This window comes from Streptomyces sp. TSRI0107 (genome assembly GCF_001905845.1).
Taxonomy (GTDB): domain Bacteria; phylum Actinomycetota; class Actinomycetes; order Streptomycetales; family Streptomycetaceae; genus Streptomyces.
Genome location: NZ_LIVZ01000002.1, coordinates 733,988 through 749,683, shown reverse-complemented (window position 1 = coordinate 749,683; position 15,696 = coordinate 733,988). Strand labels below are relative to the sequence as shown.

The following is a 15,696-nucleotide window of genomic DNA, read 5'->3' as shown; positions in this document are numbered from 1 at the left end:
GCGCTATGACGAAGCCCTCACTCCCCGAACTCCTGCATGCTGCCGTCACTGCCGTCGGCGGCACGGAGCGCCCCGGCCAGGTGACCATGGCCGAAGCCGTCGCGGAGGCGATCGACGACGGCTCGCATCTGCTCGTCCAGGCCGGCACCGGCACCGGAAAGTCGCTCGGCTATCTCGTGCCCGCGCTCGCCCACGGGGAGCGAGTGGTCGTGGCGACCGCCACGCTGGCCCTGCAGCGCCAGCTCGTGGAGCGCGACCTGCCCCGCACGGTCGACTCGCTGCACCCGCTGCTGCGCCGCCGCCCCGAGTTCGCGATGCTGAAGGGCCGGTCGAACTATCTGTGCCTGCACCGCCTCCACGAGGGCGTCCCGCAGGACGAGGAAGAGGGCCTGTTCGACCAGTTCGAGGCGGCCGCGCCCACCAGCAAGCTCGGCCAGGACCTGCTGAGACTGCGCGACTGGGCCGACGAGACCGAGTCCGGTGACCGCGACGACCTCACGCCCGGCGTCTCCGACCGCGCCTGGGCGCAGGTGTCGGTGTCGTCGCGGGAGTGTCTGGGCGCGACGAAGTGCGCGTACGGCGCCGAGTGCTTCGCGGAGATGGCCCGGGAGCGGGCCAAGCTCGCCGAGGTCGTGGTCACCAACCACGCGCTGCTCGCGATCGACGCCATCGAAGGCGCCCCGGTCCTGCCGCAGCACGAGGTGCTGATCGTCGACGAGGCCCACGAGCTGGTCTCCCGGGTGACCGGTGTCGCCACCGGCGAGCTGACCCCCGGCCAGGTCAACCGCGCGGTGCGCCGGGCGGCGAAGCTCGTCAACGAGAAGGCGGCCGATCAGCTCCAGACCGCCGCGGAGGGCTTCGAGCGGCTGATGGAGCTGGCCCTGCCAGGACGGCTGGAGGAGATCCCGGAGGATCTGGGCTACGCGCTGATGATGCTGCGCGACGCCTGCCGCACGGTGATCTCCGCGATCGGCGCGACCCGCGACAAGTCCGTCCAGGACGAGGACGCGGTCCGCAAGCAGGCGCTGGCCTCCGTGGAGACGGTGCACGACGTGGCGGAGCGGATCACCAACGGCTCCGAGTGGGACGTGGTCTGGTACGAACGGCACGACCGCTTCGGTGCCTCCCTGCGCGTGGCCCCGATGTCCGTCTCGGGCCTCCTGCGGGAGAAGCTGTTCGCGGACCGGTCGGTGGTCCTCACCTCCGCGACCCTGAAGCTGGGCGGAGACTTCAACGGGGTCGGCGCGTCCCTGGGGCTCGGCCCGGAGGGCATGGAGGGCGACGACCTGCCGCAGTGGAAGGGCATCGACGTCGGGTCGCCGTTCGACTACCGCAAGCAAGGCATCCTGTACGTGGCCAAGCACCTGTCGCGCCCCGCGCGGGACGGTGACCGGGCGGACATGCTGGACGAGCTGACGGAGCTGATCCAGGCGGCCGGCGGCCGCACACTGGGGCTGTTCTCCTCGATGCGGGCCGCCCAGCTCGCCGCGGAGGAGCTGCGCTCCCGTATCCCCGAGTTCCCGATCCTCCTCCAGGGCGAGGAGACCCTCGGCGAACTGATCAAGAACTTCGCGGCCGACCCGGAGACCTGTCTGTTCGGCACGCTCTCGCTCTGGCAGGGCGTCGACGTCCCCGGCCCCAGCTGCCAGCTGGTCGTGATGGACAAGATCCCGTTCCCGCGTCCCGACGACCCGCTGATGAGCGCCCGGCAGAAGGCGGTGGAGGACGCCGGGGGCAATGGCTTCATGGCCGTCGCCGCCACCCACGCGGCGCTGCTCATGGCCCAGGGTGCCGGTCGCCTCGTCCGCGCGACCGGGGACCGCGGTGTGGTGGCCGTACTGGACCAGCGGCTGGCGACGGCCCGCTACGGCGGTTTCCTGAAGGCGTCACTGCCGGACTTCTGGTACACCACGGACCGTAACCAGGTCCGGAAGTCCCTCGCGGCGATCGACGCGGCGGCGAAGCAGGCGGAAGCGACGTGATCGCGGGGAGGCCCGTCCGGCAGCGGACGGGCCTCCCCGCATCCCAGCGGCACCGGGCGCAGCACAGGGCCCCGGATCCAGCGGTACCGGTACCGGCACAGCACAGGGCCCCGGAACCGGCGCAGGGGTTCCGGGGCCCGGTCGGAGGGGCGCGGCTGTCGCCAGCCCGCCCGTCGCGGCCGTCACACGCGCCGCAGTACGGCCACCACCTTGCCCAGGATGGTCGCGTCGTCGCCCGGGATGGGCTCGTAGGCCGCGTTGTGGGGGAGGAGCCAGACGTGGCCGTCCTCGCGCTTGAAGCGCTTCACGGTGGCCTCGCCGTCGAGCATGGCGGCGACGATGTCGCCGTTCTCGGCGACGGGCTGACGGCGGACCGTGACCCAGTCGCCGTCACAGATGGCGGCCTCGATCATGGAGTCGCCGACGACCTTCAGGACGAACAGCTCTCCGTCACCGACCAGCTGCCGGGGCAGCGGGAAGACGTCCTCGACCGACTCCTCGGCGAGGATGGGGCCACCGGCGGCGATCCGGCCGACCAGCGGCACGTACGACGCGGCAGGCTTGCCGGCGGTGTCGGTGGGGGCCACGGAGGCGGCCTGGTCGGAGCCGCGCACCTCGTAGGCGCGCGGGCGGTGCGGGTCACGGCGCAGGAAGCCCTTGCGCTCCAGTGCCATCAGCTGGTGCGCCACGGAGGACGTGCTGGACAGGCCGACGGCCTGGCCGATCTCGCGCATCGACGGCGGGTAGCCGCGCCGCTGGACGGAGTCCCTGATGACCTCGATCACACGGCGCTGCCGGTCCGTGAGCCCGGAGCTGTCCGCCCGGATGCCTGGAGGTCGCCCCGGCAGGGAGCGCTTGTGCCCCTCGGGATTCGTGGCTTCGTTCATCGCATGCACCGGCTCGAGTCGGCCCTGGGGGCGGTCCTGGGCAGTGATGGTGGCACTGTCTGCGGTGGTGGTCACGTCGGCCCCTCTCGATGGTCTCCCTGCTGGACAACGGTAGTTGCTTTCGAAAGGTTGCGCCAAACACACGTTCGAGTGAAAATTCGCGTTTCGGCTGACGTGATCATGTGTCCGGGTGTATGGGTCACGCGGTGCCTCGCGGGCAAAAGCGCCCATTGTTGTACTCTTCACCGCCGGGAAAGCGCCCGGGGAAGCGCCCTTGTGGGGCGGGCCCCAGTCTGCCATCCGGCATCCCGTCGACCGGGCACCGGCTGCCGTTCGCGCAGGAGTCGCACGCGTCCTCCCTGCGGCGGCCACGGTATCTCCCCACGCGCCATCGCATCAGGCTGGCGCGCCGACGTGCGTGCTTCGACACGCGGGGCTGGGCTGGATGTATGAGCCAATCCCCACATCTAGTGGTTGGATGACGACGGCAGCCCACAAGTTGTGGTCCCCCGGGTCATCGAGCCCTCGGCGATCGCCTATGCTTGTGGCTGCTTCGAGGGGCCCGTGTGGCTCCCGAGGCCATCGAGTCTGCTGTGAGGAGGGTTGGGAGTTCATGCACTGCCCCTTCTGCAGGCACCCCGACAGCCGCGTCGTCGACAGCCGTACGACCGACGACGGCACGTCGATCCGCAGGCGCCGCCAGTGTCCGGACTGCTCCCGTCGTTTCACGACCGTGGAGACGTGTTCGCTCATGGTGGTCAAGCGATCCGGAGTCACCGAGCCATTCAGCCGTACCAAGGTCATCAATGGCGTGCGCAAGGCATGTCAGGGAAGGCCTGTCACCGAGGACGCGCTGGCCCAGCTGGGGCAGCGGGTCGAGGAGGCGGTGCGGGCCACCGGAAGCGCCGAGCTGACCACCCACGACGTGGGGCTGGCCATACTCGGCCCGCTGCAGGAGCTCGACCTCGTCGCCTACCTGCGATTCGCGTCCGTGTACCGGGCGTTCGAGTCGCTCGAGGACTTCGAGGCGGCGATCGCTGAACTCAGGGAACAGACGGGACGCCCCGCCGCGGACGACGGAGACGCCGGCGTGGGGCGCCAGGAAGACGACCGCGGGTCGGGAGAGGCCGTTTCGGTCCCCGAGCCCGCCGGCGCCGCCGACTGATCGAGGGGCCGGGCCGGACATCGCGTCCGGACCGGCCGGTCGGCGGCGATCCAAGACCTGTTGCGGGCGGCAGCGAGAGGGTGCCCGCAACACCAGACAGAACACCGTGCTTCGGGAACATCGAGGCACTTCAGGGCGTTTTCGCCCGTACAGGGAGGCGGCATGACAGAGACGGCGAGCGGTCCGGCACGAGGTTCCCGAGCCAAGGGCACCAAGGCGAGCAAGGGACTGCGTATCGAGCGCATCCACACCACCCCCGGCGTGCACCCGTACGACGAGGTGACGTGGGAGCGCCGTGACGTCGTCATGACCAACTGGCGCGACGGCTCGGTGAACTTCGAGCAGCGTGGCGTCGAGTTCCCCGACTTCTGGTCGGTGAACGCGGTCAACATCGTCACCAGCAAGTACTTCCGGGGTGCCGTCGGCACCCCGCAGCGCGAGACCGGCCTCAAGCAGCTGATCGACCGCATCGTGAAGACGTACCGGAAGGCCGGTGAGGACTACAACTACTTCGCCTCGCCCGCCGACGCCGAGATCTTCGAGCACGAGCTGGCGTACGCGCTCCTGCACCAGATCTTCAGCTTCAACAGCCCTGTCTGGTTCAACGTCGGCACCCCGCAGCCCCAGCAGGTCTCGGCCTGCTTCATCCTGTCCGTCGACGACTCCATGGAGTCGATCCTCGACTGGTACAAGGAAGAGGGCATGATCTTCAAGGGCGGTTCCGGCGCCGGCCTGAACCTGTCCCGCATCCGCTCTTCCAAGGAGCTGCTGTCCTCCGGCGGCAACGCCTCCGGTCCCGTCTCCTTCATGCGCGGTGCCGACGCCTCCGCAGGAACGATCAAGTCCGGTGGCGCCACCCGCCGCGCGGCCAAGATGGTCATCCTCGACGTCGACCACCCCGACATCGAGGACTTCATCGAGACCAAGGTCAAGGAAGAGGAGAAGATCCGCGCGCTGCGCGACGCGGGCTTCGACATGGACCTGGGCGGCGACGACATCACGTCCGTCCAGTACCAGAACGCCAACAACTCGGTCCGCGTGAACGACGAGTTCATGAAGGCGGTCGAGGAGGGCGGCAAGTTCGGCCTGCGCGCCCGCATGACCGGCGAGGTCATCGAGGAGGTCGACGCCAAGTCCCTCTTCCGCAAGATGGCCGAGGCCGCCTGGGCCTGCGCCGACCCGGGCATCCAGTACGACGACACGATCAACCACTGGCACACCTGCCCGGAGTCCGGCCGGATCAACGGCTCGAACCCCTGCAGCGAGTACATGCACCTGGACAACACGTCCTGCAACCTGGCCTCGCTGAACCTGATGAAGTTCCTGAAGGACGACGGCAAGGGCAACCAGTCCTTCGACGCCGAGCGCTTCGCCAAGGTCGTCGAGCTCGTCATCACCGCGATGGACATCTCCATCTGCTTCGCGGACTTCCCGACCCAGAAGATCGGCGAGAACACCCGCGCGTTCCGCCAGCTCGGCATCGGCTACGCCAACCTCGGCGCCCTGCTGATGGCCACCGGTCACGCGTACGACTCCGACGGCGGCCGCGCCCTCGCCGGTGCCGTCACCTCCCTGATGACCGGCACCGCCTACCGCCGCTCCGCCGAGCTCGCCGCGGTCGTCGGCGCCTACGACGGCTACGCCCGCAACGCCGACGCCCACAAGCGCGTCATGAAGCAGCACGCCGACGCCAACGACAAGGCCGTCCGCATGGACGACCTGGACACGCCGATCTGGGCCGCCGCCACGGAGGCCTGGCAGGACGTGATCCGCCTCGGCGAGAAGAACGGTTTCCGTAACTCCCAGGCGTCCGTCATCGCCCCGACCGGCACCATCGGTCTGGCGATGTCCTGCGACACCACCGGCCTCGAGCCCGACCTCGCCCTGGTCAAGTTCAAGAAGCTGGTCGGCGGCGGCTCGATGCAGATCGTCAACGGCACCGTCCCGCAGGCCCTGCGCCGCCTGGGCTACCAGGAGGAGCAGATCGAGGCGATCGTCGCCCACATCGCCGAGAACGGCAATGTGATCGACGCCCCCGGCCTCAAGCCCGAGCACTACGAGGTGTTCGACTGCGCCATGGGCGAGCGCGCCATCTCCCCGATGGGCCACGTCCGCATGATGGCCGCGATCCAGCCGTGGATCTCCGGCGCCCTGTCCAAGACGGTCAACATGCCGGAGACGGCGACCGTCGAGGAGGTCGAGGAGATCTACTTCGAGGCCTGGAAGATGGGCATCAAGGCGCTCGCGATCTACCGCGACAACTGCAAGGTCGGCCAGCCCCTCTCCGCGAAGACCAAGGAGAAGGAGAAGGCCGAGGTCACGGAGAAGACCGAGGCGACGATCCGCGAGGCCGTCGAGAAGGTCGTCGAGTACCGCCCGGTCCGCAAGCGCCTCCCGAAGGGACGTCCCGGCATCACCACGTCCTTCACCGTCGGCGGCGCCGAGGGCTACATGACCGCGAACTCCTACCCGGACGACGGTCTCGGCGAGGTCTTCCTGAAGATGTCCAAGCAGGGCTCGACCCTCGCGGGCATGATGGACGCCTTCTCCATCGCGGTCTCCGTCGGCCTCCAGTACGGCGTGCCGCTGGAGACGTACGTCTCGAAGTTCACGAACATGCGCTTCGAGCCGGCCGGCATGACCGACGACCCGGACGTGCGGATGGCCCAGTCGATCGTCGACTACATCTTCCGCCGCCTGGCGCTGGACTTCCTGCCGTTCGAGACGCGTTCCGCGCTCGGCATCCACTCCGCCGAGGAGCGTCAGCGCCACCTGGAGACCGGCTCCTACGAGCCGCTGGACGACGAGGACGTCGACGTCGAGGGCCTGGCCCAGTCGGCTCCGCGCGCCCAGGAGCTCAAGGCCGTCGCCACCCCGAGGGCCGAGGCCGAGGCGGCCAAGCCCGCCCCGCGGCAGGCCCACACCAGCGCCGAGCTGGTGGAGATGCAGCTGGGCATCCAGGCCGACGCCCCGCTGTGCTTCTCCTGCGGCACGAAGATGCAGCGGGCCGGTTCCTGCTACATCTGCGAGGGCTGCGGCTCCACCAGCGGCTGCAGCTGACCGCTGGGATGTGACCGCTGAGATGTGAGTGAGGGGCGCCGGAGAGATCCGGCGCCCCTCTTCGCGTATGTGAAGCGGAAGCGGAGGTCAGGGGCGGTGAGCGGCGCCCATGGTCCGCGTGAAGTTCGCGGGGTCGTCCTCGAAACCGGTCACCCCGGGGTGGAACTCCCACACGCCCGACTCGTCACGCCGGAACTCCGCGACCGTCGCCGCCGTGGCCCCGAGAACGCCGCCGAAGTCGTCCTGGGCGAGATCGGTGTAGCCCTCACGGATGCGCAGCGACGGGTTGACCACGCTGACGAAGGTGCGCCGCGCGGGCCGCTGCTGGATGACGACACCGACGACCACGCGCGCGTAGCGGGCGTCGAGCCGGTCGAGCTCCACGGTCAGGACCTCGTCCCAGCCGAAGCCCTTGCCGTCCTTGCTGTCCCGGTTGAGGTAGATGGTGCCGTCGGGGGAGCGGCTGTCGAAGTGCACCAGGTACGCGGGTTCACCGTGCGGGTCGTCCGCCAGGTAGGTGCCGGCCACTATGTCGAGATCGGTGGGTGGCTGACCCGCCGGACTCGGGTCCCACTTCAGTGCGATCTCGACCTTGCGGATTCCCTTGCTGACGCCGTTCACGAACGTCCCCTTCCCCGTGTGCGCGCAGGCCGAACTGCCGGTCCGTCAAAGCCGGTTGTCCATCCTGCCACGCGAGACCGGGCGCCGGTGCGCGTCCGGTCCAGCGGAGGCCGACCGTCACCACGCTCCGTGGCCTTACCATGGCGCGGTGCTGGTCAAGTGGATTCGCTGCACCGTGGTGGACCGCCGGGGTTTCGAGCGGGGGCAGCGAAAGTGGGCGGGGCTGCTGGGTGAGCCGGGTTTCCGGGGGCAGGGCGGGGGCTGGAGCCGCAGCCGGCCCTCGGTGGCCCATGTCTTCGCCTTCTGGGAAAGCCGGGCCTTCTACGACTCCTTCATGGCCCGCTCCCACGACCGGCTCGCGGCGGCGCAGTCGGGCACCTTCAAGGACGCCCAGGCCAGACTGTTCGACCACCGCTTCGACGTGAAGACCGGCTTCGAACCGCGCTTCACCGACGCCGATCTCCTCCGGGTCGCCCTGTGCCGGGTCCACGAGGACCGCGTGGAGAACTTCACCCTCATGCAGGAGAAGGTGTGGAACCCCGCGATGGCCGGTTCGCCGGGCATGATCCGCGGCCTGTTCGCCGAGGCGCCCGGGAACGAGTTCATGGTCCTCTCCATGTGGCGGTCGGCGGCCGAGCACGGCAAGTACCGCACGGAACGGGTGGAACGGCTCGCCCTGAGGGCCCAGACCGAAGCGGACGTCGCCGCGCTCACGGGTGACATCGTGGACATGGAACCGACCTGGACGGTCTGAGATCCGGACGGGCACATCGTGTGTCCTGTGTGGTGCACGGTGTGACCTACGCCGTACGGAACCCGTCCGACTGCTCGTCCGCCCGTCACTCCCACTAGGGTTTTTGGCATGGCACGACCACGGCGCATCGTCCTTGTCCGGCACGGCGAGTCAACGGGCAATGTTGATGACTCCGTGTACGAACGCGAACCCGATCACGCCCTCGCGCTCACCGAGCGGGGCTGGCGCCAGGCGGAGGAGACCGGGAAGAAGCTGCGGGAGCTGTTCGGGCGGGAGCGGGTCAGCGTGTACGTCTCGCCCTACCGGCGCACGCACGAGACCCTGCGCGCCTTCCATCTGGACCCCGACCTGATACGGGTCCGCGAGGAGCCCCGGCTGCGCGAGCAGGACTGGGGGAACTGGCAGGACCGCGACGACGTACGGCTGCAGAAGGCCTACCGGGACGCCTACGGCCACTTCTTCTACCGCTTCGCCCAGGGGGAGAGCGGCGCCGACGTGTACGACCGGGTCGGCGGCTTCCTGGAGAGCCTGTACCGCAGCTTCGAGGCCCCGGACCATCCGCCGAACGTGCTCCTGGTGACCCACGGCCTGGCCATGCGGCTGTTCTGCATGCGGTGGTTCCACTGGACGGTCGCCGAGTTCGAGTGCCTGGCGAACCCCGGGAACGCGGACATGCGCATGCTCGTTCTGGGGGACGACGGCAAGTACACACTGGACCGGCCTTTTGAACGCTGGCGAGATCCGGAACCGTACGGGATCACCGGATAGAGTGGCAGGGCGATGACCGCTGACTCCTCTTCCGACGGGCGCCTGGACCGCGCCCTGGCCAGCCTGCGCGGACTTGCCGTGGGAGACGCGCTGGGCTCCCAGTACTTCGTCCCCGCCAACTATCCGCTCCTCAAACGACGTGAGGTCCCGCCCGGCCCGTGGCAGTGGACCGACGACACGGAGATGGCCTGCTCCGTGGTCGCCGTCCTCGCCGCCCACCGGCGCATCGACCAGGACGCGCTGGCCCACTCCTTCGCTCACCACCACGACTTCGACCGCGGCTACGGCCCCGCCGTCAACCGGCTGCTCCGGCTGGTCCGGGAGGGCGGCGACTGGCGTGAGCTGGCCGCCGCGCTGTTCAACGGACAGGGCTCCTGGGGCAACGGTGCCGCCATGCGGATCGCGCCTCTGGGCGCCTGGTACGCGGACGACCCCGAGCAGGCCACCCACCAGGCGGAGATCTCCGCCTACCCCACGCACCAGCACCGCGAGGCCGTCGTCGGCGCCATGGCCGTCGCCGCGGCCGCCGCGCTGGCAGCCGATCCCGCCGGGCCTCCGACGGCCGAGGCGCTGCTCGACGGGGTCGTCGCGCTCGTTCCCAAGAGCGCGGTCGGAGCCGGCCTGCGCCGCGCCCGCGACATGCTCGACTACGGCGACGCGACCACGGTCGCGGCCGTGCTCGGCTGCGGACGGCGTACGACGGCCCACGACACCGTGCCCTTCGCGCTCTGGTCGGCCGCGCGCTCCCTCGGTGACTACGAGCAGGCGTTCTGGACGACCGCGCAGGTCGGAGGGGACGTCGACACCACCTGCGCCATCGTGGGCGGGGTGATCGCCGCCGGCAAGACGGGGGCGCCGCCCGCCGAGTGGGTGGCGCAGACGGAAGCGCTGCCGGACTGGGCTCCGACGGCCGACTAGTCGCAGCCCGGATTTTTTCGAAACTCTCCGTGCACGTCGGGAACTCTCCGTGACCGGCCGCCGTTGTCGTGGTAACCGCAGGGCGTCGACCGCGTCCGCGGACACGTCGTAGGCGTCGCAGGGGGTGGCATGGAAACGCGGTGGGTGCTGCTCGCGCTGCTTGTCGCGGCGCTCTGGGGCCGGGCTGCCCTGCGCGGGGCCGGACCGGCGTCCGGGCTGTCGGTGCCCTGGACACGGCCCGGCCCCGCGCGGCTCCTCGCGGGCCGGCCGGTTCGCCTTGGGCATACCCCCGTCATGCCCGGCGGCCGGCCGTGGAGTGCGGCCCGCGACGGTCTCGGGTCAGCCGACCACCGGGCCCGCCGTGCCGGCCAGGGCCTCCAGGTCGCTCTTGCGGACTCGGATCACCAGCCCAGCCGTGATCAGGGCGAGCACGGCCATCGCGGCGGCCGGGACGAACGCCGTCGAGATGCCTTGCGCGAGCACCTCGTGCCCCCAGGGCGCGGGCAGCTGAAGGGTCTCGGCGAACTCCGCCTTCTGCTGCGCAGTGCCCTCGGCGAGGAAGCCCGGGAGCTGCTTCTCCGCTTCCTCCTTGCTGGCCGTGCCGAAGACGGTGGTGAGGATGGACAGGCCCAGCGAACCACCGACCTGCTGGGTGGCGTTGAGCAGACCGGACGCGGCACCCGCCTCGCTCGGGGCGACTCCGGAGACCGCGGTCACCGTCGCGGTCACGAAGTTCAGGCCCATGCCGAGTCCGAAGACCAGCATCGGGCCGAGCACCCCGCTGAGGTAGGAGCTGTCGGGGCTGATGAAGGTCAGCCACGCCAGTCCGAGGACGACGAGCGCGGAACCGGCCAGCATGAACGGCTTCGGACCGAGCACCGGCAGGAACCGCTGCGACAGACCGGCGCCGATCACGATCGCGACGGTGACGGGCAGGAAGGCCACCCCCGCCTTGATCGGGCTGTACCCCAGCACGTTCTGCACGAAGAGCACGATGTAGAAGAACATGCCGAACATCGCCGCGGCCAGGCTCAGCATGATCACGTAGGTGCCCGCGCGATTGCGGTCGGTGAACATCTTCAGCGGGGTGATCGGCTCCTTGGCCCGCATCTCGGTGAGCACGAAGGCGACCAGCAGGACCACGGCGACACCGAACGACGTGAGGGTGAGACCGTCCCGCCAGCCTTCCTCCGCCGCGCGGATGAAGCCGTACACGAGGGAGGCCATGCCGAACGTCGAGGTCAGCGCGCCCGCGATGTCGAACCGTCCGGGGTGCCGCTCGGACTCGCTGATGTAGAGCGGGGTCAGTATGGCGATCAGCACACCGATCGGCACGTTGACGAAGAGGACCCAGCGCCAGTCCAGCCACTCGGTGAGCATGCCGCCCGCGAGCAGGCCGATGGCGCCACCGCCCGCGGACACCGCGGCGAAGACGCCGAAGGCACGGTTGCGTTCGGGGCCCTCGGCGAACGTGGTGGTGATCAGCGCCAGCGAGGTCGGCGACGCGATGGCGCCGCCGACGCCCTGCAGGGCACGCGCCGCCAGCAACTGCCAGGGCTCCTGGGCGAATCCGCCCAGCAGGGAGGCGAAGGTGAACAGCAGGATGCCGGCCATGAAGACCCGGCGGCGGCCCAGGATGTCACCGGCCCGGGCACCGAGGAGCAGCAGACCGCCGAAGGTCAGGGTGTAGGCGCTGACCACCCAGGTGAGGTCGGTCGTGCTGAACTCGAGCGCGCTTTGAATGTGCGGGAGCGCGATATTCACAATCGTCGCGTCGAGTACCACCATGAGTTGGCAGGCCGCGATGACGGTGAGCGCGATGCCGGGACGTCCCTGGCGGCGTGCCGCGCCCGGTTTCTGATCGGATATCAACTGAGAGGTCGTCACTATGGGTCCCCCACAAGAGCTTTAGTGAACGCTCGCGTTCACTGTCGCGTCAACGGTAGTGAGTCCCCGGTAGTGAACGCAAGCGTTCACTTAGGTCGCGCTCCTGCGGCATATGCCCGGCTGGCGCCGGGCGCGATGTCCTCATTGCTCGAAATTCCCGAAACATCCCTTTCTGTAGTCCGCTGGAGACGCTCGGATGGTTACTTCGCGCTGGTCGGCCGCCCCCGCTCAGGCGGCCGCTCCCCGTCGGCGCGGCGCGGTGCTCGAACGCGCGATTCTCGATGCCGCGCTGGAACAGCTCAGCACGGTCGGCTGGAACGGTCTCACCATGGAGGGCGTCGCCGCCGGGGCCCAGACCGGCAAGGCGGCCGTCTACCGCCGCTGGCCGTCCAAGGAGGACCTGGTCGCCGACGCGCTGCAGGCCGGACTGCCGCGCCTGGACGCGGCGCCCGACCTCGGCAGTGTGCGCGAGGATCTGCTGGCGCTCTGCCGGCAGGCCCGGGACGCGATGTTCTCGCGGCCGGGGAGTGCTCTGCGTTCCGTCATTCACGAATGCGACACCATGCAGGCGGAGCGCTTCCACGCGGTGATCGTCGAGGGGGTGGTGGAGCCGACGATCAAGCTGCTCCGCGAGGTGATCATCCGTGGTATCCAGCGTGGAGAGGTCCGCGAGGACGCCGCCAACGGTTACGTCTTCGACGCCGTCCCGGCGATGATGATGTACCGGTCGAAGATGTGCGGGTGCGAATGGAGCGACCGTGATCTCGAGGAGATGACCGACCAGCTGATGGTGCCGCTGCTCCGGCGGACCGATGTCTGAACCGGGGTGTCGCGGCAGGTTCGGAGCGGCGTACGCTTAGGGCGCCATGCCGTACGAACCACCTACTCACACCGTCGAGCGCTCCCTTCGCGCCACGACCGGAGCGAAGGTCATTGCCGGTGTCGACGAGGTGGGGCGCGGCGCGTGGGCCGGCCCCGTCACCGTCTGCGCGGCGATCACCGGACTGCGCCGGCCCCCCGAAGGTCTCACCGACTCCAAGCTGCTCACCGTCAAGCGGCGCACCCAGCTCGCAGCCGAGCTGCAGAAATGGGTGACGTGCTACGCGCTGGGGCACGCCTCCCCGGAGGAGATCGACGAGCACGGGATGACCGTGGCGCTGCGGCTCGCGGCGGTGCGCGCCCTGGAGGGCCTGCCGGTCCGCCCCGACGCGGTGATCCTCGACGGCAAGCACGACTACCTCGGTGCGCCCTGGAAGGTCCGGACCGTGATCAAGGGCGACCGGTCGTGTGTGGCGGTGGCGGCGGCCTCGGTGATCGCCAAGGTTCAGCGCGACAAAATGATGGCCGAACTGGGTGTCGAACATGCAGACTTCGGTTTTGCGGACAATGCCGGGTATCCGTCGCCCGTGCACAAGGCCGCACTGGAGGTGCGGGGCCCCACTCCGTACCACCGGATGTCGTGGGCGTATCTTGATGCGCTGCCCCAGTGGCGGCACCTCAAGAAGGCCCGCAGCTGGGCGGACGGAAGCGTTCCGGAGATCGAGGGTCAGCTCGGCTTCGATTTCTGACGGTTCCGGTCGCACGTATGTGCCACCCACCGACGCGTGCCGCACCAACGTTTGATAAACATCAGCTCATGCCTCTCATCCCCGAGGAGCCTCAGATTCACGAGAGTGCCCAGGGTCCCCGCGCCACTCCGGCCAGCGGCCGCGTCGCGCCGACCCCCCGCCCCGTACCCGGCCCCCGCCCCGCGGCTCCGCCGCGTCCTGGTCGTCCCGGCCCTCTCCGGCCCGCGCCTCCGGTGCAGCGGACGACGCGTGACGCGGCTCCGGCCAAGCCCGGGCCGGCCGGCCCCGCCGCCCCCGCCGCGGCTCCGGCGACCCCGCAGATCCAGCTGATCCCGGCCTCGGCCGAGGGTGCGCTGGACGCTGCCGAGGAAGCCGTGGACCTCCTGCTGGACTCCGGTCGCGCCCCCGGCGACGTACTGGTGATCACCACCGGTGAGTCGCACCCGTGGGCCGCCCACGAGCTGTCCTTCGGCGAAGTGGCCTACTGGGCCCAGCACGACGCGCGCGACGACGTCTTCTACGCGGACGCCGCCGTCGCCGGGCGTGCCGCCACCCGTGCCGTGGTCGTCGTCGCCGTCAACGGCGGCACCGACGCCGCGGTCGCCGCCGCCCTGCCGCTGGCCCTCAGCCGCGCCGGTGCCCTGCTGATCGTCTGCGGTGACCCGCAGCAGATCAACGCGGTGCTCGGCGTGGGCGTCTGAGCCGGTTCGAGCAGGTCCCCGGTCCCGGCACGGGCGGGGGTCGCCCGGCCCGCCGGGGCGCCGCCACGGCGGCACCCGCACGGCTCGACGGCTTCGGCGTGCTCGGACGGCCGGGGCATACGGCTGTCCGCGGCTGGTCGCGGTGACTTGGTCCCGCGGTGCGGTGCGCTGCGCTGTGCCCGAGGTGTGCGCGGTGCTCCGGCGAGGATGTCGGGTCGGGCGCCGGGTGCGCGTCGGTGAGGTCGTGTCGCCGGGTATGCGGTGGGTCGGCGGGGTCGTACCGCCGGGATTCCGGTGAGGCGGTGCGGTTCCTCCGTCGGTCGTCGGGTGCGGTGGGCTGGTGCCGTTGGTGTACCGGGTCTGCCGTGAGCCGTGAGCCGGTCTGGGCGTGTTGCCGGGTGGGCGGTGGGTTGGTCCAGTCCGTGTTGCCGGGTGTGCTGGGGCGGTGTGGTCGTGCCGTCGAATGCGTGCCGCGGGGGACTCTCAGCGGGCCGCTGCGCGGCGGAGTATGTCCGAGGTCGCGCCGCCAGTGCGTGGGGGTGGGGTTTCGGAGAGGGCGACGGGCTCGGGGGGTGAGTCCGAGCTCGGGCGGCGTCCGCCGCGGCCCTCGCCGAGGACCTGCCAGCCGTCGCGGGTCAGGGTGATGTACGCCCCGCAGCGCAGCCCGTGCAGGGTGCAGGCGTCCCGCAGGCCCCACATCCAGGCGCCGTCCTCCTCCGTCCAACGGGCGTCGCCGTCACGGCAGTAGAGCAGCACCGCCGTGCGCACGGGGGTGCGGCGGCGCAGGTCGTGCGGGATGACCCGGCGCAGCTGGGCGAGGAGCGCGTTGCGGAACATCCAGCCGTCGGCCGGGGCCGGCCGGCGGATGAACGACGCGCTGGCCCGCAGCCGTTCGTCCGGGTCGAGCACGGCCACGATCGCGGTGGCCGGCTGCGGGCGGTGCCGCGCGTGCAGCCCGCTGACCACCTCACGCGGGTTGCGCAGCAAGGGGATTCCGGCGGCGGCCCACTCCGCGGGTTCGAGCATGCGGGCCACGGAGTTGGCGGAAGCGGCGGACAGGTCGGCGGACGTCGACGTGGATGCCGTGGACGGAGCGAATCCGAAGGTCACGATCCTCCCTTCGGCTACGCGCCCACACTGCGGGCGGGGTTGGAATCGGGGGAGCGCACACCGCAGCGGAGCCCTACCTGATCACGGACGGGGCCGTGCGGGGAGCGGACTTCAATTCTTCCTGCCGAACCAGGAAGCGGCAACGAGCAATTGGGGCCACCGACCCTTATCAGGTGGTCCGGGGCTTATATCCGTACCCACAAGTTCACCGTCTGATGCCGGATCCGGCGTGGATACGGTACAGGCCGTCACGCTGTGTGAATTGGCGGCTTGCC

At 70.2% G+C, this 15,696-nt stretch carries 13 protein-coding genes; 9 read left to right on the top strand and 4 right to left on the bottom strand.

Going from position 1 to position 15,696, the window contains the following annotated elements:
- Window positions 1-5 precede the first annotated feature (5 nt).
- On the top strand, window positions 6-1,982 hold the full coding sequence (locus AMK31_RS06960) for an ATP-dependent DNA helicase (protein ID WP_073939484.1): 1,977 nt from the start codon (window positions 6-8) through the stop codon (window positions 1,980-1,982).
- Window positions 1,983-2,164: 182 nt separating this feature from the next.
- Here the strand turns inward: AMK31_RS06960 and lexA are convergent, their stop codons facing one another.
- A complete protein-coding gene (gene lexA / locus AMK31_RS06955; RefSeq protein ID WP_073939483.1) occupies window positions 2,165-2,944 on the bottom strand; it encodes a transcriptional repressor LexA in 780 nt (259 codons plus the stop codon).
- Window positions 2,945-3,482: 538 nt separating this feature from the next.
- On the opposite strand from lexA, the gene nrdR reads away from it, so the two are divergent.
- Both nrdR and AMK31_RS06945 read left to right on the top strand, forming a co-directional pair.
- Window positions 3,483-4,034: a transcriptional regulator NrdR gene (gene nrdR, locus AMK31_RS06950; protein ID WP_073939482.1), complete on the top strand. Its 552-nt coding sequence runs from the start codon at window positions 3,483-3,485 to the stop codon at window positions 4,032-4,034.
- Between the two features lie 162 nt (window positions 4,035-4,196).
- Window positions 4,197-7,094, top strand: a complete 2,898-nt coding sequence (locus tag AMK31_RS06945) for a vitamin B12-dependent ribonucleotide reductase (protein WP_073939481.1) — start codon at window positions 4,197-4,199, stop codon at window positions 7,092-7,094.
- A gap of 87 nt (window positions 7,095-7,181) precedes the next feature.
- Here AMK31_RS06945 and AMK31_RS06940 read toward each other — a convergent pair whose 3' ends face one another.
- Window positions 7,182-7,715, bottom strand: a complete 534-nt coding sequence (locus AMK31_RS06940; protein ID WP_073939480.1) for a TerD family protein — start codon at window positions 7,713-7,715, stop codon at window positions 7,182-7,184.
- Window positions 7,716-7,863: 148 nt separating this feature from the next.
- Here AMK31_RS06940 and AMK31_RS06935 point away from each other — a divergent pair, with 148 nt between their 5' ends.
- The 3 genes from AMK31_RS06935 (at window position 7,864) to AMK31_RS06925 (ending at window position 10,155) form a co-directional block, all read left to right on the top strand.
- The gene (locus AMK31_RS06935; RefSeq protein WP_073939479.1) at window positions 7,864-8,469 is read left to right on the top strand and encodes a YdbC family protein; all 606 of its coding nucleotides are present in this window, start codon (window positions 7,864-7,866) and stop codon (window positions 8,467-8,469) included.
- A 108-nt stretch (window positions 8,470-8,577) separates the two neighbouring features.
- Window positions 8,578-9,237, top strand: coding sequence for a histidine phosphatase family protein (locus tag AMK31_RS06930; protein WP_073939478.1), 660 nt, complete (start codon window positions 8,578-8,580; stop codon window positions 9,235-9,237).
- Between the two features lie 12 nt (window positions 9,238-9,249).
- Window positions 9,250-10,155: an ADP-ribosylglycohydrolase family protein gene (locus AMK31_RS06925; protein ID WP_073939477.1), complete on the top strand. Its 906-nt coding sequence runs from the start codon at window positions 9,250-9,252 to the stop codon at window positions 10,153-10,155.
- A 339-nt stretch (window positions 10,156-10,494) separates the two neighbouring features.
- Here the strand turns inward: AMK31_RS06925 and AMK31_RS06920 are convergent, their stop codons facing one another.
- Window positions 10,495-12,042 (bottom strand): MFS transporter, encoded by a 1,548-nt coding sequence (locus tag AMK31_RS06920; protein WP_073939476.1) that lies wholly within the window; start codon window positions 12,040-12,042, stop codon window positions 10,495-10,497.
- 196 nt (window positions 12,043-12,238) lie between these two features.
- Between AMK31_RS06920 and AMK31_RS06915 the strand changes: the two genes are divergently transcribed.
- The 3 genes from AMK31_RS06915 to AMK31_RS06905 all read left to right on the top strand — a co-directional run bounded on the left by AMK31_RS06915 (window position 12,239) and on the right by AMK31_RS06905 (window position 14,311).
- Complete coding sequence (locus AMK31_RS06915) at window positions 12,239-12,862, top strand: TetR/AcrR family transcriptional regulator (RefSeq protein ID WP_073939475.1); 624 nt, start codon at window positions 12,239-12,241, stop codon at window positions 12,860-12,862.
- A 46-nt stretch (window positions 12,863-12,908) separates the two neighbouring features.
- On the top strand, window positions 12,909-13,610 hold the full coding sequence (locus AMK31_RS06910) for a ribonuclease HII (RefSeq protein WP_073939474.1): 702 nt from the start codon (window positions 12,909-12,911) through the stop codon (window positions 13,608-13,610).
- Window positions 13,611-13,678: 68 nt separating this feature from the next.
- Entirely contained in the window at window positions 13,679-14,311 is a 633-nt protein-coding gene (locus AMK31_RS06905; RefSeq protein WP_073939473.1) for a hypothetical protein, read from the top strand.
- Window positions 14,312-14,794: 483 nt separating this feature from the next.
- Here AMK31_RS06905 and AMK31_RS06900 read toward each other — a convergent pair whose 3' ends face one another.
- A complete protein-coding gene (locus AMK31_RS06900; RefSeq protein ID WP_073939472.1) occupies window positions 14,795-15,421 on the bottom strand; it encodes a hypothetical protein in 627 nt (208 codons plus the stop codon).
- Window positions 15,422-15,696: the final 275 nt, after the last annotated feature.

Coding starts and splice junctions, on each gene's coding strand:
- AMK31_RS06960 (WP_073939484.1), top strand. CDS start 6: ATGACGAAGCCCTCACTCCCCGAACTCCTGCATGCTGCCGTCACTGCC.
- nrdR (WP_073939482.1), top strand. CDS start 3,483: ATGCACTGCCCCTTCTGCAGGCACCCCGACAGCCGCGTCGTCGACAGC.
- AMK31_RS06945 (WP_073939481.1), top strand. CDS start 4,197: ATGACAGAGACGGCGAGCGGTCCGGCACGAGGTTCCCGAGCCAAGGGC.
- AMK31_RS06930 (WP_073939478.1), top strand. CDS start 8,578: ATGGCACGACCACGGCGCATCGTCCTTGTCCGGCACGGCGAGTCAACG.
- AMK31_RS06925 (WP_073939477.1), top strand. CDS start 9,250: ATGACCGCTGACTCCTCTTCCGACGGGCGCCTGGACCGCGCCCTGGCC.
- AMK31_RS06915 (WP_073939475.1), top strand. CDS start 12,239: ATGGTTACTTCGCGCTGGTCGGCCGCCCCCGCTCAGGCGGCCGCTCCC.
- AMK31_RS06910 (WP_073939474.1), top strand. CDS start 12,909: ATGCCGTACGAACCACCTACTCACACCGTCGAGCGCTCCCTTCGCGCC.
- AMK31_RS06905 (WP_073939473.1), top strand. CDS start 13,679: ATGCCTCTCATCCCCGAGGAGCCTCAGATTCACGAGAGTGCCCAGGGT.